16 protein-coding genes, 1 tRNA gene and 1 other RNA gene are annotated in these 23,759 nt (G+C 28.3%); 3 read left to right on the top strand and 15 right to left on the bottom strand.

The genetic code is table 4. The features are described 5' to 3' along the window. Positions 1 to 138 precede the first annotated feature (138 nt). The gene (locus SAM46_RS03030; RefSeq protein ID WP_078747063.1) at positions 139 to 5,850 is read left to right on the top strand and encodes a GA module-containing protein; all 5,712 of its coding nucleotides are present in this window, start codon (positions 139 to 141) and stop codon (positions 5,848 to 5,850) included. Between the two features lie 55 nt (positions 5,851 to 5,905). Here SAM46_RS03030 and SAM46_RS03025 read toward each other — a convergent pair. The 10 genes from SAM46_RS03025 to SAM46_RS02980 all read right to left on the bottom strand — a co-directional run bounded on the left by SAM46_RS03025 (position 5,906) and on the right by SAM46_RS02980 (position 13,883). Then, positions 5,906 to 5,980: transfer RNA gene (locus tag SAM46_RS03025), tRNA-Thr, on the bottom strand. A 1-nt stretch (position 5,981) separates the two neighbouring features. Further along, positions 5,982 to 6,353: a transfer-messenger RNA gene (gene ssrA, locus SAM46_RS03020) on the bottom strand. A gap of 15 nt (positions 6,354 to 6,368) precedes the next feature. Next, positions 6,369 to 6,803 (bottom strand): SsrA-binding protein, encoded by a 435-nt coding sequence (smpB, locus tag SAM46_RS03015; protein ID WP_078747064.1) that lies wholly within the window; start codon positions 6,801 to 6,803, stop codon positions 6,369 to 6,371. Between the two features lie 20 nt (positions 6,804 to 6,823). Beyond that, complete coding sequence (locus SAM46_RS03010) at positions 6,824 to 7,519, bottom strand: UpaP162 family type II restriction enzyme (RefSeq protein ID WP_078747065.1); 696 nt, start codon at positions 7,517 to 7,519, stop codon at positions 6,824 to 6,826. Next, the gene (locus tag SAM46_RS03005; protein WP_078747066.1) at positions 7,519 to 8,487 is read right to left on the bottom strand and encodes a DNA cytosine methyltransferase; all 969 of its coding nucleotides are present in this window, start codon (positions 8,485 to 8,487) and stop codon (positions 7,519 to 7,521) included. Before SAM46_RS03005 ends, SAM46_RS03010 begins: the two co-directional genes overlap by 1 nt. 442 nt (positions 8,488 to 8,929) lie before the next feature. Further along, a complete protein-coding gene (locus SAM46_RS03000) occupies positions 8,930 to 10,060 on the bottom strand; it encodes an IS30 family transposase (protein WP_318635571.1) in 1,131 nt (376 codons plus the stop codon). 427 nt (positions 10,061 to 10,487) lie between these two features. Further along, positions 10,488 to 10,841, bottom strand: a complete 354-nt coding sequence (locus tag SAM46_RS02995; RefSeq protein WP_318635570.1) for an IS30 family transposase — start codon at positions 10,839 to 10,841, stop codon at positions 10,488 to 10,490. Between the two features lie 204 nt (positions 10,842 to 11,045). Then, positions 11,046 to 11,516: a hypothetical protein gene (locus tag SAM46_RS02990; RefSeq protein ID WP_318635569.1), complete on the bottom strand. Its 471-nt coding sequence runs from the start codon at positions 11,514 to 11,516 to the stop codon at positions 11,046 to 11,048. Between the two features lie 271 nt (positions 11,517 to 11,787). Continuing rightward, positions 11,788 to 13,671 (bottom strand): DUF262 domain-containing protein, encoded by a 1,884-nt coding sequence (locus SAM46_RS02985; RefSeq protein ID WP_272936861.1) that lies wholly within the window; start codon positions 13,669 to 13,671, stop codon positions 11,788 to 11,790. Positions 13,672 to 13,682: 11 nt separating this feature from the next. Beyond that, positions 13,683 to 13,883, bottom strand: coding sequence for a GmrSD restriction endonuclease domain-containing protein (locus tag SAM46_RS02980; protein ID WP_143826131.1), 201 nt, complete (start codon positions 13,881 to 13,883; stop codon positions 13,683 to 13,685). A 184-nt stretch (positions 13,884 to 14,067) separates the two neighbouring features. On the opposite strand from SAM46_RS02980, the gene SAM46_RS02975 reads away from it, so the two are divergent. Next, positions 14,068 to 16,557: a valine--tRNA ligase gene (locus tag SAM46_RS02975; RefSeq protein WP_078747199.1), complete on the top strand. Its 2,490-nt coding sequence runs from the start codon at positions 14,068 to 14,070 to the stop codon at positions 16,555 to 16,557. Further along, entirely contained in the window at positions 16,545 to 17,375 is an 831-nt protein-coding gene (locus SAM46_RS02970; protein ID WP_078747198.1) for a bifunctional 5,10-methylenetetrahydrofolate dehydrogenase/5,10-methenyltetrahydrofolate cyclohydrolase, read from the top strand. The genes SAM46_RS02975 and SAM46_RS02970 overlap by 13 nt, the downstream gene beginning before the upstream one ends. Positions 17,376 to 17,419: 44 nt before the next feature. Here the strand turns inward: SAM46_RS02970 and SAM46_RS02965 are convergent, their stop codons facing one another. The 5 genes from SAM46_RS02965 to argS all read right to left on the bottom strand — a co-directional run bounded on the left by SAM46_RS02965 (position 17,420) and on the right by argS (position 23,722). Next, a complete protein-coding gene (locus SAM46_RS02965; protein ID WP_078747197.1) occupies positions 17,420 to 19,372 on the bottom strand; it encodes a DNA topoisomerase subunit B in 1,953 nt (650 codons plus the stop codon). A gap of 136 nt (positions 19,373 to 19,508) precedes the next feature. Further along, on the bottom strand, positions 19,509 to 20,843 hold the full coding sequence (locus SAM46_RS02960; RefSeq protein ID WP_078747196.1) for a thermonuclease family protein: 1,335 nt from the start codon (positions 20,841 to 20,843) through the stop codon (positions 19,509 to 19,511). A gap of 43 nt (positions 20,844 to 20,886) precedes the next feature. Next, entirely contained in the window at positions 20,887 to 21,753 is an 867-nt protein-coding gene (fba, locus tag SAM46_RS02955) for a class II fructose-1,6-bisphosphate aldolase (protein WP_078747195.1), read from the bottom strand. Positions 21,754 to 21,762: 9 nt separating this feature from the next. Continuing rightward, a complete protein-coding gene (rpoE, locus tag SAM46_RS02950) occupies positions 21,763 to 22,020 on the bottom strand; it encodes a DNA-directed RNA polymerase subunit delta (RefSeq protein WP_143826130.1) in 258 nt (85 codons plus the stop codon). 46 nt (positions 22,021 to 22,066) lie between these two features. Further along, entirely contained in the window at positions 22,067 to 23,722 is a 1,656-nt protein-coding gene (gene argS, locus SAM46_RS02945; RefSeq protein ID WP_078747193.1) for an arginine--tRNA ligase, read from the bottom strand. Positions 23,723 to 23,759 lie beyond the last annotated feature (37 nt).

Genomic DNA, 23,759 nt, shown 5'->3' with positions numbered 1-23,759 from the left:
AAAAGGAATTTTTAAAGCCAAAAACTAGATAAATAATGACTTTTTGAATTTTTAGTTTTTGTGTTATGATATGTTAAATTTCTTATGTTAAATAAATATAAATATAAAATATTTATATAAATTCATTGAAAGGAAAAGATGAAAAAGAAAATAATAATTCCATTAGCTAGCACTCTAGGAGCCGCAACTGCATCATTAACTGTTTTATCAGCTAGCCCTGAAGTTGAAGCTAATAATACAGATCAGAATGTATCTGCTGTAAATTACACTGAACAAAATATAAATGATTTAATTCAACAATACACATTCCAATATGGTATTGGTGGATTAAGAAATGATCAAATAAATAAGTTTAAGGAAAAATTACAGGCTGTAAAAGAACAACAATCAGCTTTAAATGATTTACACAAAGAAATAACTGATACTTATAACTTAATGGTTAAATGGTATAATGCTCTTTGAGTTAATTCATTAGGTGATCCAAAATACTATTTAAATGCTACAGATAAAAGTGGGGCACAAAACATGTATGCACCTGGCCCATGAGGACAACATAATACAGATGAAAATAATAAAAACACAATGTATTATCATGCTTACAAAGCATTTGAAACAAACTTTTGACCAGAAGCAACTGTAGAAGCCACAGAATCTAATTTCCAAAAAGCAGTTTTAGAACTTAAGGATTTCTTTATTTCTAAAATGGGTGGTTATGCTGATGTAATAAACTTGCTATGAAATATCAATAGTGATTACTCAACCGATAGCACAGAGATTGATACAATATATCACACAACATCAGGACCTGTAGTTGAATATTTATTAGCTGCAATTGGTATTCAAGGTAATGTAGGTGGAGCAACTGCTCAAAATAATTTTGATCCAACTAATCAAAAAGCATTTATTAATGGTACAAACTCTTATAAAAAGATTTTCAAAAAAATCAATACTGAACTTGGCGGATTCAACGAAGAGAAATATACACAAAGCAATTTCTATAACAACTTAAAAACACAAGATGAAATTAATACATTAAAAAATATTATTCAATCATATATTGACTTTATTGAAAAAACATCAAATGTTAAAAATCTAGATTTTGGTGATTATAGATTAACAAATGGTACAGGAAAAATCAATTGACTTATGGTTCTTTTATTCGGAAATGGACAAGTTCCATCAAGTAATGGAACAGCTTCAATTGGAACAAAATGGCCTGGAATTGAAACACAATTTACTCAATTAGAAGCACAAGGTTTAGAAAATTACAATAATATCAAACAACAATTAGCTGATAGTCCATTTTCAGCATTACCACAAGAAGCAGTTGCTTCAGATAAAGCATATGGAGCAAGCTTACCTAACTATAATAATGTTAATGCTGTTTACCTAAAAGCTGTGGCTCTAAATGATATTTATACTCCTTTAGTAGAACAATACAAAAAACTAAGTTCTGTAATGAGTTCAACCGCATATACATCAGCCTCAACAGAAACTCAAGAAGCTTATAAAGCTACATGAGAAAAACTTAATAAATATCTTGATACAACTAATCAAGAAGCTCCAGTAGCTAAAGGTATTACATATAATAATGAACAACCAGGAAACTTTACAATTGCTCCTGATTTAAATATTACATCACAACAAGTTACTGAAATAAATAGCAATCTTGATACAGCTTATGCTAATTTAAATGGATTACAAAATGAAGCCATTAAGCAATTAAAAGTCATTACTAAACCATCTGCTTTAACTCAAGAACAAATTCAATCATTCCAAAATCAAATTAATGAAATTAAAAATGATGTTGATACTCAAACTAAATTAGGTGTAATTTTAAAGAAAGCACAATTACAAGCTGATGTTAATTGAGCACAAGAACAAGTTACACAAGCTGTTAATACAGAATTAGTAGGAAGATTAAATAACTACATTCAAACAGCTCAAAATACAATTGCTTCAACTTCTATTACTGATCCAAATGATGAATCATTAAACTCAGAAACATTTATTCAACATATTAATGCTGAAATTACAGAAAATAATGCAATTAGAGATAAATTTACTGGTGCATTAGCAAAAATGAATAATTTACCTGCTGATGTTGTATCTGAAATCGTTGAAACCGCTAAAGGAATTACTAATGGTAATGACTTTAATAATTATGTAAGAACAGCTTCACAATTAAATAATGCTGTAACATTTGCTTCTGAAATAGCTGCTAATGTGCAACAAGGAAATATTCCAGTTTCAGCGCAACAACAAGAAGCGTTACAAAAATTAGTTAATACTACATTTAATAATGCTTTTGAAAATGCATCTTTAGCTAAAGCGAGTGATTTAGCTAATTTAATGAATAATTATTCAGATGAAAAGAATAATGAAGAATTCAATCAATTAAAAACTATTGGTTCAAATAGTATTGACGATTACATTAAAGAAGCTAATACTCCTGCAACAGTTGAATTACTAAATACATTAAAATCACAATTAGCTGAAGTAAATGGAACACAAAATGTAGAAAATGTAGCTAACATTTTAGCTCAAGCTAAAGCTATTAGTTATACAGATTGATTACAATATACTAAAAACTCAATTCAAGAACTTAATAAAGCTGGTTTAGGTGATGGAATTGATACAACAAGCTTTTTACAAAATGTTGATAATTTATTAAACACAGCACAAGGTGCAGAGGGAGATTTCGCCCTATTAGGTGCAATGAATAAAGAAGAATTAGTTAAAGAATTTGACAAAATTATTGATCAATATAAAACTGCTACAGCAAATAAAATAACAAGTACATTATCTCAACCTTTAGTAGCTAAAACAGGACAAGAATTAGCTAAACCTATTGCATCGCAAGATAGTAAAACATTTATTACTGGATATTCAAATACTTTAGCTAATGCAAATGCAATTGAAACTAATGAACAATTATTACAAAAATATTTAAACAGATTTGATTTCACAGCGGATAGTAAAACATCAACAACTACTGAATTAATTAAAGAAGCTTACACAGTATCAACTCCTGAAGCACAAAATGCATTTATGGAAGTTTATAAGCAAGTTAAAGCATTCTTTGATAATAGTGATCAAGTTGTAACAGCTGATGCTATAAAAGAACAAATTAATAAGTTACAAGATGCATATAATAATTTGGATGGTAAAGCTTTAATTCTAGAAACTAATAAAGACTTAAAAGCTCTACCTACAACTACTGAATTACGCGATAATTTACAAGAAGAAGTGTATTCCGCACAAAGTAGAGAAGCTTTACTAGCTACACAAGCTAAAATTAAATCATTACAAACATTGTCAAATAATGTTGCTACAGCATTATTAAAAGATAATGATAATAGAAATACTAATGAAGAATTAGAAAGCATTGTAAATCAAAATAATACAGAAAAAACAATTGTTACAAGTGATGAATTAACGCAAATACAACAACTTGAAAAATCTAGTCCTATTTATCAAAATGTAGTTGCTAAATATAATGCACTTATGGATGATGTTAAAGCAGTTGGAACAATTGATAAAGACAAAATGCAATTTGTTATTAGCTCACAAGAACCACAAGCTACAGCTAAAATTCAAAATCTAGCTCAAGATTTAAATAATTTATTAAATGAAGTAACACAACAAGTTTCTGACGCTTGAAACATTGATAAGAGCTCATATGAAACATTAAAATCATATGTAGGTGATAACAAGGAACAAAGTGTAGTTGAAGCAATGCAAAAATTACAAAATGAATCAAATGACTTAGGTAACAATATTTCAGCTACTCAATTATTAAGCCAAGTTAAATTCCAAAATGATTTAATTAATACTACAAAAGATTCATTTAAAACTATTCAAGGTAGTCAAAATCCTGCCTTAAGCTCTGATGTTATAGCTACAATCGCAAATAAATTTACTTTATCCCCAAATAATTTAAATGATTTAAAATCACAAGCTGATCAATTAAATACTTCAGCTAGTCAATTAAATGATTCGATGCAAGGAGCTCAAGCAGTATTAAAAGATCCGGCTTATGCTAATTTATCTCAAGATTTAAAAGATAAACTTACACAAGCATTAAATAATGTAACACCGTTATATACTGATAATAAATTAAATGATGCAACTAAAACTCCAGAAGAATTAAATGAGTTAAATAAAGCTTTATCTGATGCATTAGCAAATGTAAATCAAGCTATTTTAAATAATGCTAAAGCAAATGCTCTTGAAGAAATTAATAAATTAGCTAATTTAACAGATTCTCAAAAACAAGCTGCAATTGCTAAAGTAAATGAAGCAAGTGATGTAGCAAATGTTACTCAAGCATTAAATTCAGCTAATGATTTAAATACAGCAGTAGGAAGCTTGAAACAAGCTTTAGAAACTGTAAAAAATACTCCAGAAAGCATTAATTACCAATTTGCTGATAAAGACTTGCAAACTGCTTTTGATACAGCATTAACAAATGCAAATGATGCAGTAAATGACCAATACAATGGATTAGATGCTCAACAAGTTAATGCTTTAGCACAAGCTTTAACAAAAGCAAATAGTGATTTAAATGGAAATGATAATTATGCAAAACAATTTGCTGATGCTAAAGCAAAAGCTTTAGAATCAATTAAAAATAATGCTGCATTAACAGAACCACAAAAACAACTTCTAAATCAAGAAGTAAATGATGCTACAACATTAGAACAAATTGCTGCTGCTGTAACTCATGCAAATAATTATGCAGATGCTAATAATGCTTTAAATGAAGCAATTTCAAATGCTCTTGGTGCTCAAAAAGGTGAAACATATAAAGATTCTACTGCGCAATCACAACAAGCTTTAAATGATTTATTGCAAGCTGATCAAGCATTAGTTAAAAATGGATTATCAGGCAAAAGTGTTGATGAAATAAATGCTTTAGCTGAAGCATTAAATAACCAAATTAGATCATTAGATGGATATCAAATTCAACAAGCTAAAGCTAATGCAATTGATACAATTAATGCATTACAAAATATAACACCTGAACAAAAAGCACAATACATTCAACAAGTTAATGATGCAAAAGATTTACCAAGTATTGCACAAGTTGTATCTAATGCAAGTGATTTAGATAAAGCTATTAAAGGATTAAAAGAAAAATTAGCTTCTGTTGCTAATGTTTCTCAAACACCTAACTATCTAGATGCAACTAAAGAATTACAAGATGAATTTAATAATGCCATTACAGCTGGCCAAAATGCATTAAAAGATTTAAATTCATTATCAGCAAGCGATATTACAAAATTAACAAATAATATTGATACAGCAAATAATGCTTTAAATGGTGATGAAAGAAATGCTCAAGCTTTAGCAAATGCTAAAACTAGAGCAATTGCTTCAGTAAATAATTTATCATACTTAACTCCACAACAAAAAGCCAACTTCATTGATCAAATTAATAATGCTAAAGTTCTAGACCAATTACAACCAATATTAGATGTTGCTTCAAATACAAATAATGCAATGGATGAATTAATTAAAGCAATGGATCAAGCAAATGAAGCAAAAAATACAGATAATTTCAAATATGCTTCATTAAGCAATCAAAAAGATCTTGTTATGCAATTAACAAGTGACGAAACACAAATGACACAAGGAATGGAAGAATTATCTCCAAGTGATATTACTACTTTAGCTAATAATTTAACTAAAGCTATTGCACAATTAAACGGTGAACAAAATATCAAAGATGGAAAAGCTTCAAACCTTAAATATTGAATTGCTTTAACTATTCTAGGTGCCTTAATATTCCTTGGTGGAATTGGACTATATGGAGCTGCAAGATTAAAGAAGAAATCAGATAAATAAGAAAAAAGATAGCATAATAGCTATCTTTTTTTTGGCATTGCATAACAATAAATAATGGTGCCCCTTATGAGAATCGAACTCATGATGGTTGGTTACGAGTCAACTGTTTTACCACTAGAACTAAAAGGGCATGGTGGAGATAAGGGGAATCGAACCCCTGTCCACACTACATCGCAACTTATTACATCTACAGTTTATTTTGCTTTTTGTAACATTACAAAACTAAAGCAAACGAAAAAGTTTTGTAATGTGTGACAAATTTCACATAAGTTTGTCAACACTTATGCTATCCTTTAGACCAACTTATAGAACCAAGGAATTTCTATAAGCCACTAGGTTTGCTATTAAGCGAAAGCTAGATTTGCATTGTTGTAAGCGAAAACCATTGGGTTAACGCTTGTTTCTTTTTTATCGTTTCCGTTTAAAAAAGTCTAGAAGTATTATAGTCTACCAAACTACTGCAATAATAAGAGAACATAATATGTCGAGACCATTATATCCCCATTAGATATATTTTATTAAAATAGTAGAGTTTTAGCAATTTTTTTATTAACTTCTTCCTTAATGATTTTAGCACGCTTATCATATTTTTTAAGTCCACGAGCTAGAGCTATTTCTACTTTAACACATGATTGATGATTGAAATAAATCTTCAGTGGAATAATTGTTAATCTTTGTGTATCTTCTTTAAAACCTATTTTTCTAATTTCATTTTTATGAAGTAATAATTTGCGTTCACGAGTTTCATCACATTTTACTTGCATATATTGCTTGAAATAAGCTTCTTTAAGATACATTTCGCCTTTATAAATTGAACAATAAGCATTAGATAAATCAATGCTAGAAGCTCTAGCTGATTTAACTTCTCAACCCATAAGTTCAATTCCGGCTTCATATTTTTCAATTATTTCATAATCACGATAAGCTTTTTTATTATTTGCTACTATTTTCATAAAATATAATCCTTATTTATTTAATTAAACATTTTCTCAATAGATATTAATGTTTTTAAACTAGATAATTCATCATTATCGTTTAATTTATGCTGTTCATAAAATTTATTAGTAACAATTAATCTACCTGATTCATTTTTGAATTCACGTGATCAATTTCTATAATCTTGCATATGACCACTAGAAAAATCTATTTCTTCTAAAGCATATGAAGATATGGATGTTATATGGATTTTGTCATAGAATTTTTCTATATTGTTTTTCTTATCTTTGTCATCAATTTCGTATCTAATTTTTAAGACAATAAAATAGAAATCTCTTCCTTTATTATAATAGTTATTATAATCACTATATAACTTCTTTATAGCTGAAACAGCATTATTATGACTACCATTTATTTCAGTTTTGATATTCACTAAAACATCATAAGTTTTTGTTGAGTAAATAAAGTCAAAAGATGAATTTTGTGTACTTACACCAGAACGGTGAATCGACTTTGAAATATCAAATTTAATAATATTTTTGAGTTTTTGATATACAAATTCTTCTATTATATATCCAATTGCTGTTGAAGAACGAATACAACTATTTTCTGATTTTAATAAATTCAAATCTTCTGCTTTAATTTCGATTTCATATCCATATACTTTAAATATATTTTCAACTTCACTTTCCAGGCATTTTTTACTTTTATTTAAATCGTTTCAATTTATCATTAATAAAAAATCTCCATTATTATTTTTACAATTTCTTCTGAAAGTTTAGGAGGAACAGCATTGCCAATTTGCTTTAATATATTTGTTTTCGTTGATGTAAAGATGAAATCATCTGGAAAAGATTGTAATCTAGCTAATTCACGTGGTGTCATAACTCTATGTTTCGTAGGGTGCACATGAACTCCACCGTGATTTTCTTTTACTGTTGTTGATGGTTTATCATAAAATTGCTTTCTAAAAGCATCTGAATATCCCTTCATAACACTTTTACCTTCTGGTGTTTGTTTTATTTTTTCAATCATTTCAGGTGTATGTTTAGAAAAAATGTGATTAAATCCTTTATTTTCTTCAATATTCTCTAAATCTTCAATTGCATCTCTAACGGTCACAACAGGTAATTTGGTTTCACTTAATCTTTCTATAACATCATCAACTTTTTTCTTCTGACTTTTTCTAGAACCGATGAAAATTACTCTTTCTCTTTTTTGTGGAACACCAAAATTCGATGCATCTAAAAGTATATATTTAGAATAATATCCAATATCATTAAGCATTGAAATTATTTTATCTATTACTAATACACCATCGTTTTCTCTAAATGAAAGAATACCTTTTACATTTTCTAAAACAAATAGTTTAGGTTCAACTTTTTTAATAATATCAATTGTATATTTATATAATTGATTTCTCTCATCATTGGGATCGCGTCTACCGGCCATTGAATAACCTTGACAAGGGAAACCACCGATAACAATGTCAATTTTTTTATGGTATTTATTTTTAATATTATCGATAACTTCAGGATCTGTAATATCTTTAACTATTTCGTTTTTATGATAATTTAAATTATAAGTATCAAGTGCTGGTTTTCAATGTTCGACACTTTCTACAATATCAAATCCATTTTTATAAAATCCATAGGTTAAACCGCCACAACCAGAAAAAAGGTCAATTATTTTTTTGCTCATTGGTGTTCCTTTCTTTTAACATTTGTATATCTTTTAAATTATTATTTTTAATTATATTTAAATATTTATTTATCTTATTAATAAATTGCATAATATTTAAACTTATTAATTAAAAAGTTGAAAGTCCACCTAAGTGGTAAATTGAGTAGTTCCTCAATATTGCTGTATAAATTTTACAAAAATGTTCCAAAAGCGTGAAGAAAAATAAAGCCTGAGCTTAAAATTTATTAATTAAAAAGTTGAAAGTCCACCTAAGTGGTAAATTGAGTAGTTCCTCAATATTGCTGTATAAATTTTACAAAAATGTTCCAAAAGCGTGAAGAAAAATAAAGCCTGAGCTTAAAATTCTTTGTTATTTAGACGAAACTGTTGAAATATTTAGAAGTTTTTAACCTGATTATTCTGCCTGTTTTATCATCAATAAAATCACGATATTAATCATTTATTGCGTTGAACATTTGTGAAATATATTCAAAATTAACATATCTCGGAAACTTGCCTTTTGGTAGAAAGTTTCTGATTTTTTATGAGCATTTTCTATGCTTCCTTTTTGTAATGATGAATATGTATCGCACTTGTAAATAACAGGAATTTCTCTTATTTCATTTAACTTCACATTTTCCGAACCATTGTCTATGGTTAGAGATAAAATGGTTAAATTGTGATGATTAATCAATTTAAGAAGTGATTCTTTTATTGAATCTGCATCTCGCCGAGTTAATATCCCAAATAACATTCTTGTCTTTCTTTCTAGCAAGGTAAGAATGCAATATTTAGCTCTTAAATTAAGAATTACTGTGTCCATTTCATAATGTCCAAATTCTTCTCTGTTTCTAATTGTTAATGGTGCGAGATGAATAGAAATACCAAAGTTAATTTTTCTTAGATTGCACTCCTTTAGGCTTTTTCTTCTTGCCACGTAGTTTATCTCAATTAGATTTTGAAATACCTCTTTTTGATTTCAAAATAAAAATAGAGAAATCAACATCTTTAACATATTCTTAATCCATAAAGTAATAAAAAAAGCTTGTGGCGTAGGTATAAAAGCATTTTTATCCTTCAATTGTTCTTTATAGTAATCCAAGAATGTCGTTACTGATATTAGTGGTTCAAATTTCTTTTCATTATCTGAAAGTAAAATACCTTTAGATAATTTTCTCTTAACGATTCTGTGTTGTTTACTTCAAAACCTTCAGAAGCGAACAATATCATCTCATTTTGAAATTGTGTTTTCATGAATTTGTTGAACTGGATTTTGAACATTTTGCATTTTGAGCTGAACTCATTCACGATGTGAAACTTTAAAAATTGTTGTTAGTCTATTTTTTACAATTACTGCAAAATTTGTATGAGTCTTCTGCTGTGTAATTCACATAGCTAGTTTTAAATTTTGCTTGAGAACTTTAGCTGATACGTTCATTGTTTTTGAAATATCATTCAGTGTTTCATGTGTTGCGAAATTTTTAAACATAATAGCTAGCTTTTCCATGTTGAAATGAGTTATATTTTGCTCTCTGAGTTTGTTTATGTCCTTATGGATTTTGTTTATTTCGTTATCATTTAGTGAATCCATTATTGCAAAATGATAATATGCTTCTCTTTGAGTTTTTGATATAACCGTTTGATATACTTTTTCCTCAATTTTTATGCAAAATACTCTTTTTTTGTTATACTTCAAATCTATTAACATTATAATTAAGTTAGTTCCTTCCTTTAGATTTGCAATTTTATTATACAAGGAACTACAAAAAAGCTGTTAGCTCACGATTAGGTGGATTGACAGCTTTTAATTTATACTGAGCTTAAAATTCTTTGTTATTTAGACGAAACTGTTGAAATATTTAGAAGTTTTTAACCTGATTATTCTGCCTGTTTTATCATCAATAAAATCACGATATTGATCATTTATTGCGTTGAACATTTGTGAAATATATTCAAAATTAACATATCTCGGAAACTTGCCTTTTGGTAGAAAGTTTCTGATTTTTTATGAGCATTTTCTATGCTTCCTTTTGTAATGATGAATATGTATCGCACTTGTAAATAACAGGAATTTCTCTTATTTCATTTAACTTCACATTTTCCGAACCATTGTCTATGGTTAGAGATAAAATGGTTAAATTGTGATGATTAATCAATTTAAGAAGTGATTCTTTTATTGAATCTGCATCTCGCCGAGTTAATATCCCAAATAACATTCTTGTCTTTCTTTCTAGCAAGGTAAGAATGCAATATTTAGCTCTTAAATTAAGAATTACTGTGTCCATTTCATAATGTCCAAATTCTTCTCTGTTTCTAATTGTTAATGGTGCGAGATGAATAGAAATACCAAAGTTAATTTTCTTAGATTGCACTCCTTTAGGCTTTTCTTCTTGCCACGTAGTTTATCTCAATTAGATTTTGAAATACCTCTTTTGATTTCAAAATAAAAATAGAGAAATCAACATCTTTAACATATTCTTAATCCATAAAGTAATAAAAAGCTTGTGGCGTAGGTATAAAAGCATTTTTATCCTTCAATTGTTCTTTATAGTAATCCAAGAATGTCGTTACTGATATTAGTGGTTCAAATTTCTTTTCATTATCTGAAAGTAAAATACCTTTAGATAATTTTCTCTTAACGATTCTGTGTTGTTTACTTCAAAACCTTCAGAAGCGAACAATATCATCTCATTTTGAAATTGTGTTTCATGAATTTGTTGAACTGGATTTTGAACATTTTGCATTTTGAGCTGAACTCATTCACGATGTGAAACTTTAAAAATTGTTGTTAGTCTATTTTTACAATTACTGCAAAATTTGTATGAGTCTTCTGCTGTGTGATCTCACATAGCTAGTTTTAAATTTTGCTTGAGAACTTTAGCTGATACGTTCATTGTTTTTGAAATATCATTCAGTGTTTCATGTGTTGCGAAATTTTTAAACATAATAGCTAGCTTTTCCATGTTGAAATGAGTTATATTTTGCTCTCTGAGTTTGTTTATGTCCTTATGGATTTTGTTTATTTCGTTATCATTTAGTGAATCCATTATTGCAAAATGATAATATGCTTCTCTTTGAGTTTTTGATATAACCGTTTGATATACTTTTTCCTCAATTTTTATGCAAAATACTCTTTTTTGTTATACTTCAAATCTATTAACATTATAATTAAGTTAGTTCCTTCCTTTAGATTTGCAATTTTATTATACAAGGAACTAAAAAAAAGCTGTTAGCTCACGATTAGGTGGATTGACAGCTTTTTAATTTATATAATATTTAAACTTCAGTGATGTTGCTAAACAAAAAATCTTGATAAAACTAGATTAATTTTCGTTTTTCATTATAAGAGTTTTCAATATATTTCAAGATACTATCAAATTCAGATGGTGTTTCAACGTATGCTCTAACTTGGGATGGAAAAATAACTTTACCTTTACTTGATACATCATAAAATTTTTCTACATCTGCTTCTTCAATATCATTAATTGATGTATCCAAGTATATGTTCACACCTTGTTTTCTAAATTTAATGCCAACAACAAGTTTTTTATTAATAATATATGTTATATAAGTGTTTTGGATATTGCACTTAATATCATTAGCGATTGATAATACTTTTTGATCAATGTATTCAAAGATGTTATTATTGGTTTCATTTCAATTAACTACATTCTGAACACTTAATGTCGGTTTTTCTTTAATATAAAGTGATAATTCATTATCAGAAATGTTAGGATATGGTCAAATTTTTAAAGCTTTACTTGTTAATTTTTTTGATCTTTGTTGAATCGTTTCATCATTTCAAAGTGTCATATCAGGAGTAAAAAATTCATTATTTAACTCAATGTGAGTATTTAATATACCCTTATTGTGATGAAGTTTAAAAGAGAAGGAATTATTACTTAATTCTGAATTGTAATTTGTTAATGTTAAATTACCAATTCTGTGGACATATTTCTCTTGAATTTCTTTAGCTCTTTCAAGTGAACCACCTAAATCTGTAATTCACTCGCTATTTAAACTTCCTTGTGGTAATATGTGTTCAATTGTCATTTTATCTGTAATAATGATATTTTTGCTATTTCAGTTATTTAGCATACTTAAAATATATCTACAATATGTTTGTCTTTCATATATATCTGACTCGATAAACATTTTATAAAACTCTTTATCATTAGGAAAACGACTGTCTTTAGTAAGCAATTTCAAATGGGCTTTAAATGCTGTACAGTAATTTTTATCATCTATTTTTGTTGCATTAATAAACACAGGAATAAGTGCATTACTAGGTATTTTGCATATATATCTTCTTAATATATAACTAATTGATAAATTAATCATTTCAATTGCTTCGTCTCTAGAGATAATGTTATTTTGAAATTTATTTAAAATCTTCATAAAAAATGGATAAGCAACTGTTAATTCCAACTTGCCTAATGATTTAAATATATTATTAATTTTTTCATCATTATATTTACCGAGAACAATTTGGGAATAAATTTTTACATAATTATATAAATCCTTTGAAATTGATTTAGCAAGTTCAAAGCTTGTTAATGAATTCTGCAATGCATATTGATCATAAAATAACTTAAATTCTTCATATATATTGTCTTGTTTGATATTTTTCTTTAATTTAAGTGTCAAATAATGTCTAAAAAACTTATCGTGTATATTATTTGAAAATAATGGGTCCGATAAAATACGTTCAATATGAAGTCAAATATTGTCATATAAGATATTTTGCTCATTTACATTTAAGTTCATTAAAACAAAATTTCTGATTAAATCAGCTTTTGACAAAGCTTTTCCTGTTGAATTAATCGTTTCAAAAATTTCTTGTGCATTATCATGATGTCTATCTAAGGTAATAGTGACAACATAAAGATTTTTAATGGCTTCGAATAATTGATCTTTATCAAGTGAAGAACTTTTGATTTTTTCATAAAAAAACTTATATGCATCGATGATTTTAGAATTGTTAGATGATGGGTTCATTTCATTAATTATTTGTTCATAAATTTCTTTATCTTCAGCTACTGAATCAACCTTAATGTTGTTCTTATATTTATTAATTAAGTAATATTCATTAATTTCATTAGCGCGTTCTCTATTATTATCTTGCATATATAAATCGCGTAATGCTGCTAGCAATAAAGACACTGTTATCAATCTTTGTTGTCCATCAACAACAACAAAAATCTTTGAATTTTTTAAATCTGATCATTCGCACTAGCAACTATTGAACCTAAAAAATGACTTGCCTTATTATATTTATTAATATTTAAAAGGTCGTTTCATAATCTATTGTATTGAGATAGATCTCAACTATATCTTCTTTGATAAACTGGAATAATAAATTGTCTATCTGGAATACCTATGAACTCTGTAATTTTTTTGTTATCTGTAGTCATATGTAAATTATATTAATAATTTATCTGAATATTGCAAAATATTTAAATAGTAGAGATAAAAAATAATTTTAAAAAAATTTTTGCTTTTAAATTTAAAACTGTATAATAATGCGATTTTTTGCAAAATATTATATAATTGTAATAGTCTTTATAAATTATTTAATTTATAAACTTTAGGAGTATCATGGATAAATCATATAATCATAAATTAGTTGAAGCAGGAATTGATCAAAAATGGCAAGAAAAGAAATATTTTCAAACTCATGATGAGACTAAAAAACCATTTACAATTTTGCTACCGCCACCAAATGTAACAGGGAAATTGCATTTAGGCCATGCATTAGATGTATATATACAAGACACAATAATTAGATACAAAAAATTAAATGGTTTTGATGTTTTATGACTTCCTGGAATGGATCATGCTGGAATAGCCACTCAATCTAAAGTTGAAGACGAAATTTATAAAGCAGAAGGTTTAAATCGTCATGATTTAGGCCGTGAAGAGTTTATTCGTCGTGTGTGAGAATGAAAAGTTCAATATGCTGAATTATTCAGAAAGCAATGATCAACAATTGGATTAGCTCTTGATTATTCTAGTGAACGTTTTACTTTAGATGAAAAAGCTAATCAAGCAGTGCAAAAAGTTTTTGTTGATTTATATAACAAAGGATTTATTTATAAAGGTGTTAAAGCAATTAACTGGGATGTTAAATTGCAAACTGCATTATCTAATATTGAAGTAAATAATGAACCAACTGAACAAAAAATGTATTACATTAAATATCCGGTTGAAAATTCAAATGACTATTTAGTTATAGCTACTGTTAGAACAGAAACATTGCTAAGTGATGTGGCTGTAGTATATAATCCAAATGATGAAAGATATCAACATTTAGCTGGTAAATATGTAATTCACCCAGTTACTGGAAAAAGATTGCCAATCATTGCTGATGAATATGTTGAAATCGGATTTGGTTCAGGATTAATGAAACTAAGTGCTCATGCTGAGGCTGATATTGATATTATGAAAAAACTTGGTTTTGAAATATTAGAAACTATTGATAAACAAGGTTATATTAATTATCAAGAATTACCTCAATTCCATAAAATGGAACGTTTCCAAGCTCGTGAAGCAATTGCAAAATATTTAGAGCAAAATAACTTATTAGAAAAAGTTGAGACAACAATTTCAAATGTAGGAATTTCAGATCGTTCAAAAACTCCTGTGGAAATATTGGTTCTGCCTCAATGATTCGTAAAAATGGATCATTTTAGAGATTTAATTATCAATGATTTAAATTCAGGAAATGGTGTTGAATTTTTCCCTAAACGTTTTGAAAACACAATGAGACAATGAATGGAAAATGTTTACGATTGAACTATTTCGAGACAATTATGATGAGGACATAGAATTCCTGCTTGATATAATGCAAACGGCGAAATGAAAGTTCAAATTCAATGTCCTGGTGGCGGATGAATTCAAGATCCTGATGTACTAGATACTTGATTTTCATCAGGTTTAGCACCTTTTGTCTTTCTAGGATGACCACAAGAAGATAAATTAGTTAAAAGATATTATCCTTCTTCTTTATTGGTTACAGGATACGATATTATATTTTTCTGAGTAGCTAGAATGTATTTCTTCGGATTAGAATTCATGGGACAAAAACCTTTTAATGAATTATTACTACATGGATTAATTCGTGATGCACAAGGTAGAAAAATGTCTAAATCATTAAATAACGGTGTTGATCCAATGGATATGGTTGATAAATACGGTTCAGATGCTTTAAGATGATTCTTAATAACTAATACTACACCAGGATTAGATATTAAATTTAGCGATGAAAAAGTGGAAGCAGCTTGAAGAGTAAATAATAAATTATGAAATATCGCTAAATACATTAGTGATTTACCTCAAAATGATGTACAAGAAACTGACGCTGATAAATGAATTATGGAAAAATTAGCAAATTTAGAAAGCAAAATTTCACATCATATGAAATCTTATGATTTTGCAGTATTAGGAACTGAAATTTATCGTTATTTATTTAATGATTTATCAGGATGATATGTTGAATTTCTTAAGACAGCTTACAGTAAGAAATCAGCAATGGAAGTATTAAAAAAATCACTTGTTATACTTCATCCGTTCTTACCATTTATAACTGATAGATTATTTAGTGAAATTTTTAATGAAGAATTATTAGAACAACAATGGCCTTTATTTAATACACAAACAGAAGCTTCATATATAAATGATGTTATTTCTGTAGTAACAGAAATAAGAAAATATCGTGAAGAAAATTCTATTTCTAAAAAAGAAGTTATTTTATATTCATTAGTAAATAAGTTAAATGATAATGCTATTGCAATGATTAATAAAATGGCTTATGCTGATATAGAAGCAAATGAAGATTACTTAATAGCTTTAGAAAATAATACTTTATACATCAAGCAATCACAAGAAACTAAAGCAAAAAATAAAGAGCTATTAGAACAAAAAATAGCATTTGTAAAAAGCGAAATAGCTCGTGCCAAAGGTATTTTAAGCAATGAAAAATTCGTAGCGAAAGCACCTAGAGATAAAGTCGAAGCTGAAGAAAATAAACTAAAAAAATATAGTGAAGAACTCGCACAATACGAGGAGGAATTAAGATGCAAATATTAAATGGAAAAGAACTTGCTAAAGCTGAATTAGCGAAATTAAAACAAGAATTAATTGAACTTGAATTGCCAAGAGCCTTAACTATGGCAATTATTCAAGTTGGAGATAATGAAGCATCGAATAAATATATTAAGCATAAGTTAAGAGTTGCTGAAGATTTAGGAATTGAAGCAACTTTATACAAATTCCCTGAAGATATTTCTCAAGATAGATTACTCAAAAGAATGGATAGAATTAATGAAAAACATGATGGTATTATCGTGCAATTACCATTGCCTAAACATTTACCAACACAAGTAATCCTTGATGCTGTTCCATATGATAAAGATATTGATGGATTAACAAGCAAAAATGAATTTAGACTTTATAATGATCAACCTGAAAAACACTTTGTTCCTGCTACAGCTCGTGGAGTTTTAGAGTTAATGGAATACTACAATATTGATGTTAGGGATAAAAAAGTTTGTGTTGTAGGTCGTTCACATGTTGTTGGAAAACCACTAGCTCACATTATTAAAAGAATGGGAGCAACTGTAGCTACATATAATGAAACAACAGGTATTAAAGGTGTTGAATCAGGAGATATTGTAATTGTTGCTATTGGTGTAGCTAAATATGTCAAAGCTAATAACATAAAAGATGGAGCTATTGTTATTGATGTAGGAACTAATTTAGATGATCAATTAACTAATGAATTATGTGGTGATGTTGATTATGAATCGGTTAAAGAAAAAGCTTCTGCTATTACTCCTGTACCAGGTGGAGTTGGCCCTATGACAGTTGTTTCATTAATGAAGAATTTAGTTGATATTATCCGTTAATAAAGCAAAATAAAATCCAGAGATTGAATTCTCTGGAATTTTTATTATAAGTCAATGTTCTTAACATATTTAGCATTAGCTTGAATGAATTCGCGTCTAGGTTCAACGCGTTCACCCATAAGTGTTTCAAATACTTGATCAGCTTTATAAGCATCTTCAATTTGCACTTGAAGCATTTTTCTATTTTCAGGATCCATTGTTGTCTCTCATAATTGTTCTGGGTCCATTTCTCCAAGTCCTTTGTAACGTTGAATAGTAATTTTAGTATTTGGATTTAAATCAGCTAATATTGCATCTTTTTGTGCATCATTGAAAGCATATGCAACAAATTTATTTTGTTGAATTTTGTAAAGAGGTGGTTGAGCAATGTAAATAAATCCATGCTCAATTAAAGGCTTAAAATATCTATAGAAGAATGTTAAAAGTAAAGTTCTAATGTGAGCACCATCAACATCGGCATCAGTCATAATAACTATTTTATGATATCTTAATTTATTAATATTAAAGTTATCGCCCAATCCGGTTCCAAGTGCTGTAATTAGAGAAAGAATTTCTTCATTAGCAAGCACTTTTTCTTGACGTGATTTTTCGACATTAATTATTTTCCCTCTTAATGGTAAAATAGCTTGTGTTTTACGGTCACGTCCCATTTTAGCACTACCACCAGCTGAGTTCCCTTCGACAATATAAAGTTCTGAAATTTCAGCATTTTTTGAACTACAGTCTGAAAGTTTACCAGGTAATCCACCACTTTCGAAAACATTTTTTCTTCTAGCATTTTCTCTAGCAGCATTTGATGCTAAACGACCTTTACGAGCTGTTGTAGCTATTTCTAATATTTTCTTAGCTAAATCTGGATTTTCATTTAGAAATCTTTCAAGTATAGGGCTAAATACTTTATTTACAGCTTGACGGGCATCCTTAGAACCAAGTTTTCCTTTTGTTTGACCTTCAAATTCAGGATCTGGGTGTTTAATTGAAATAACTGCTGTTACCCCTTCTAATAAATCATCACGAGTAAATTTTTCAGCATCTGTTTTAATTATTCCGTGCTCAATACCATAGTTGTTTACTAGCCTCATTAAAGCATCATAGAATCCCGAAACATGTGATCCGCCTTCATGAGTTGAAATATTATTGGTATATGAAATGATATTACCACGATATAAATCAGAGAGATATTGCATTGCAACTTCTACTCCGATAGCAACATCATCTCCTTTAAGATTCTTAGTCGTATATTCACCTTCAGCATAAATAACTGGTGTAACTGGTTTATATCCTTCATTAAGTTCATTTACATAGTCAATAATTCCATTATCATATTGGAATTCAACTTGAGTATTATCTCTTAAATCTGTTACTGATACATAAAGTCCCTTATTAAGGTGAGCAATTTGTTTAGCATGGTCTATAATTAATTCTTTATCAAAAGGAAGTTGTTCCATTACTAAATAGTCAGGATGGAATTGAATTTTAGTTCCTGTCTCATTTTCATCACAAGTTCCAATAATGTGTGTTGATTGAATAGTTTTTCCACCGTTAGCAAATTCAGCGAAATAAATGTTTCCGTTTCTTTTTACTCATGCTTTAAATGAATCAGATAAAGCATTAACAACTGAAGCACCAACACCATGTAATCCACCTGATACTTTATAAGCATTTGATTCGAATTTACCACCAGCATTAAGTTTAGTTAATACAACTTCTAATGCTGATATCTTAAATCTTTCATGAGTGTCTACAGGAATACCACGACCATTATCTTCAACTATGATAGAGTTATCTGGAGCAATAGTAATATCAATTCGAGAAGCAAAACCCGCCATACATTCATCAACTGAGTTGTCAACAATTTCTCATACAAGATGATGAAGTCCTGATTTTGATGTAGAACCAATATACATTCCAGGTCTTTTTCTAACGTGTTCTAAACCTTCTAGAAACTGAATATTACTTGCATTATAATTATTATTTTGTTGTTTTTGGTCAGACATTTTAACTCCAATTCTTATAAATATTTATATTTATAAGAATTATACCAAATTTAGGTATTTTTGAAATATATGCAAATGTACTATGTAATAATTTTAATGACTATGAGGTAGATAAAAAAGTACCTAAGCTAGGTACTTATCCAACATGGAATACATCTTTAATATTTTCTTTTCAAAATCCAACTTTTTCTTTCATAGCTTTCTGTTGTACTTGTAATACAAATTTATAGTATTCTTTTTCTAAAGGTGTGTTTGTATAGAAAAGTTTATTAGGATTTTTATCCTGAATGTATTGAACTTGTGCAAGTCCAGCTGCAACTTGTTGTACACCAAATTCTTCTGCTAGTTTCATTGATGAATCTGGGAAAAAGAATGAAATTCATCTTCCATATTTATCTTCTGTAGTTTTCTTAAGGTAAAATATTCCGTATTCATCTTCAACTATTTTTCGTAAATTTTCTTTTGCTAATTGTGCATATTCGTTTTCTTTTGGTGCTAATTTAGCATTCTTGTCTGGTCGAGTTGGTTTAAATGTTTCGGGTGTATCTACACCTCTAAATCTAATGCCTAATAATTTATTTTTATCTTTTGAACTAAGTGCTGGGAAATATTGTGCCGTTATATCTTGACCTGCAAATTGTGGAATACCAATGATTACACCATATATAGTATCACCATCTACGACATCATTAATATTTTCTAATACTGCATAATTTGTAGGTAAATGACCTTTCATAAAATCTTTATAATCTCTTATTATATTTTGATTTAATTCGACAAAATTTGTAGGTGATTGATTGTTAGAAATAAAGGTATATCTTTCAGATGAGTAATTTCTATTTAAATTATTAATAAAATCTTTATATTTTGCCTTACTTTCTTCAAAAATCAAGTCATGATCTTTTATATGAAGAGCTTTAGACACGATTTTGCTATAAGCTGTATTAAATTTAATTCATTCAGATTTAACTTTCTTATTTAATTCATCTTCACTTGTAAATGTTTGATAAATCTTATCTAAATTAAGCGCTTCATTAGTTAGTTTAGATGATAATTCTGGTAATTGTTCAATATTTATTGTTGAATTTTGTAATTTATCAAGCTCTGATACTTTAGTATCTAAATACGAAACGAAATCTTTATCATTTTTAATCTCTGCTAATGATAATAATTGAGTAGTTATTACATTAGTTATTTGCTTACTTAATAATTTAATTGCTTGAGCAGGATCGCTAATTGGGGGGGTGATAGCAGGGTCGCCTGAAGGTGGTTTAGGATCTGTTTCAGGTGGTGTAACAGGATCTTCAGACGGCGGTTCGATAGGAACTGCAACTGGTGGATTATCTATTGGATCACTAGTTTTTTCAGGTTCTTTTTGATTTTGATCATTTCAGCAAGAAGCCGCTATGATAGGAAATGTACTTACAGTAATGCCTGCAAGAGCTAATAATATTGTCTTAAATTTTTTCATATTATAATTTTACTAAAATTAAAAATCCATAATAAAAAAAGGCTTATGCCTTTTCTTGCGATCCGAATTCTAGAATTTTTTCTTTAATTACCTTGCACATAGCTTCATATCCTGGTTTATAAAGCTTACGTGGGTCATAATTTTTACCTTCTAAATCTTTTCCTGAAATGATAAATTCTCTGATAGCATCATGGTTAGCTAATTGTAATTCAGTATTAACATTAATTTTAGTTACTCCTAATGAAATAGCTTTTTGAATTTGATCTTTCGGGATTCCGCTACCACCATGAAGTACAATTCCTAATCTGGTCTCGGTAGCTAATTCTGATAAAACATCAAAATTTAATCCTTTTCATTCTTTAGGATAAATTCCATGTATATTACCAATACCCGCAGCTAAAACTGTAATACCTTGACGAGCTAGTGAAACAGCTTGTTTAACATCAGCAATTTCTCCCTCACCAATGATTCCATCTTCTTCTCCACCAATTGAACCAACTTCAGCTTCAACAGACATATTTCTTGAATTAGCTAAAAAGACTAATTCTTGTGTCATTTCTTTATTTTTATCAAATGGTAGATGCGATCCATCAAACATAATTGATGTAAAAGCTTCTGAATTAATAGCTTGTACACATCCATCAAATGAACCATGATCTAGGTGTAAAGCAACAGGAATTGTGATTTTAAAATCTTTAATCATTCCTAGTACCATTCCTGAAACTGTAGCAAATCCACCCATGTATTTTAAAGCACCTTCTGAAACACCAAGAATAACAGGTGATTTCATTTCTTCACAAGTAAGTAAAATTGCTTTAGTTCATTCTAAATTATTGATATTAAAATGAGGAACAGCATATTTTCCTTTTCTTGCTCTTTTAAGCATATCTCTTGCATTGACTAAAGCCATAAATACCTTCTAAAAATCTGTGTTTTTTCCTTCTCAATTTTCATCAGCAGTTCTTTGGAATCTTTTATCAACTGTTAATAAACGATATAATTCACCCATTTTTGTTTCACGAACTTTTTCATATGGTTTATCTTCTGAAACAAAACGAACTTCTCATTCTGGTTTTAGTTCGTTTTCAACAGCATCAAATAATTCGAAGAATGTAAATTCTACTCCTGGATTTTGATTAACTTTATTAATTGCGATTTCTAACATTGTTCTTGACATAATTATCCCCTTTGAAATTGTTTTTATTATACTTTATTATTTGAAATTACATTGATTTAGGAGCAGAAACACCGATAAGATTTAGTCCTAATTGTAAAATAATTTGTACAGCTTGCACTAAGTAAGCATATGTACTTTGATCTGGGTGATCAAGTAATTTGGTTTCTGCATAGAAACTATTGAATAATTTAGCTAAATTAATTAAGTATTGAGTCATTAAATTAACCTTAGTTGTTGTTATGATGGTTTTAATAAGCTCATCAAAATTATCTAATTCAACAATTAGTTTTTTAGCTTTATCTGTAAATTGGATATCTTGATTAATTTGGTCCTGAGAAATTCTATCTAATAATGATACAGCACGTGAATGAGCATATTGGACGATAAATACTGGGTTTTTAGAATCTTTTGAGTTAGCAAAATCGATATCAAAGTCAAACTTATTATTAATTTCTCTAGTTAACATCATAAATCTAATTGCATCTGTAGAAGAAACATCCATTAAATCAGCTAAAGTAACTGAAGTTCCTGCACGCTTAGACATTTTAAATTCTTGACCATCTTTAATTAAACGAACTAATTGAATGGTTAAAATATCTAAATCATCTGGATTAAATCCTAAATATTGCATAGCAATTTTCATTCTTTGAATATAACCTGAATGATCGGCACCAAAAATATTAATTAACTTATTGCATTTTGAAAACTTATATTGGTGATATGAAATATCAGGTAAGAAATATGTGTAATCACCGTTTGATTTAACTAAAACACGATCTTTATCATCTCCGAGTGTTTCAGTTTTTAAGAATAAAGCACCATCTTGTTCGTATGTATTTGGTTTTAATGTTTCTAGTGTTTTTTCAATATATCCACTTTCTTTAATTGCTTTTTCACTTGAAAAAGTATTGAATGAAACATTAAATTGATTTAAATCTTCTTTGATTTTATCAAGCATTATTTCAGTTGCAATATTTGCTAGTTTAGCTCTTTTTTCTTCAGTTAATTCAAGGAATTGGTCGCCGTAATTATCTCTGACTAATTGTGCGGCTCAAATGATATCATTTCCTCTATAGCAATCTTCTGGCATTGTATGATTAATTCCAAATAATTCACTATATCTTACTCATAATGAATTAGTTAATACATTAATTTGATTTCCTGCATCATTAACATAATATTCAGCTTCAACTAAATATCCAGCATGTCTCATTATTCTAACTAATGAATCTCCGAAAGCCGCCCCTCTAGCATGACCAACATGGAGAAATCCAGTTGGATTAGCTGAAACAAATTCAACATTTAATTTTTCGTTTTTAATATAGTTTCCACCAAAAGATGATTTTTGTTCTAAAACTTCACTAATTACATCTAAAAAGACATTATCAGATAAAATGAAATTAATAAATCCTGGTTTAGCTATATCAATTTGTTTAAAAATCTTATCTTGTTTTAATAAGCCAACTATTTTTTCAGCTATAGCTAAAGGATTTTTTACTTCAGCATATTGCTTAACAACAAATGCAATATTTGTTGAAAAATCATATTGTAATTGTTCTACATTTAGATTTTCAGGTACATTAGGTTGAACAACATTAAAATTTAATGTTTCAATATCTAATTCACTAGTAAAAAAACCTTCAGATTGTAAATTAATAAGTGATTTAACAATGACACTTTTTACTCTTTGTTTTAATGACATCATACTCCTTAAAATATAGGTAATGTAATAATTTTTT

The sequence above is a fragment of the Mycoplasmopsis verecunda genome, from assembly GCF_033546915.1.
In the GTDB taxonomy this organism is placed as follows: domain Bacteria; phylum Bacillota_I; class Bacilli_A; order Mycoplasmatales; family Metamycoplasmataceae; genus Mycoplasmopsis; species Mycoplasmopsis verecunda.
Note: the sequence above shows the minus strand (reverse complement) of the source record. Positions and strands in the feature narration are given on the sequence as shown.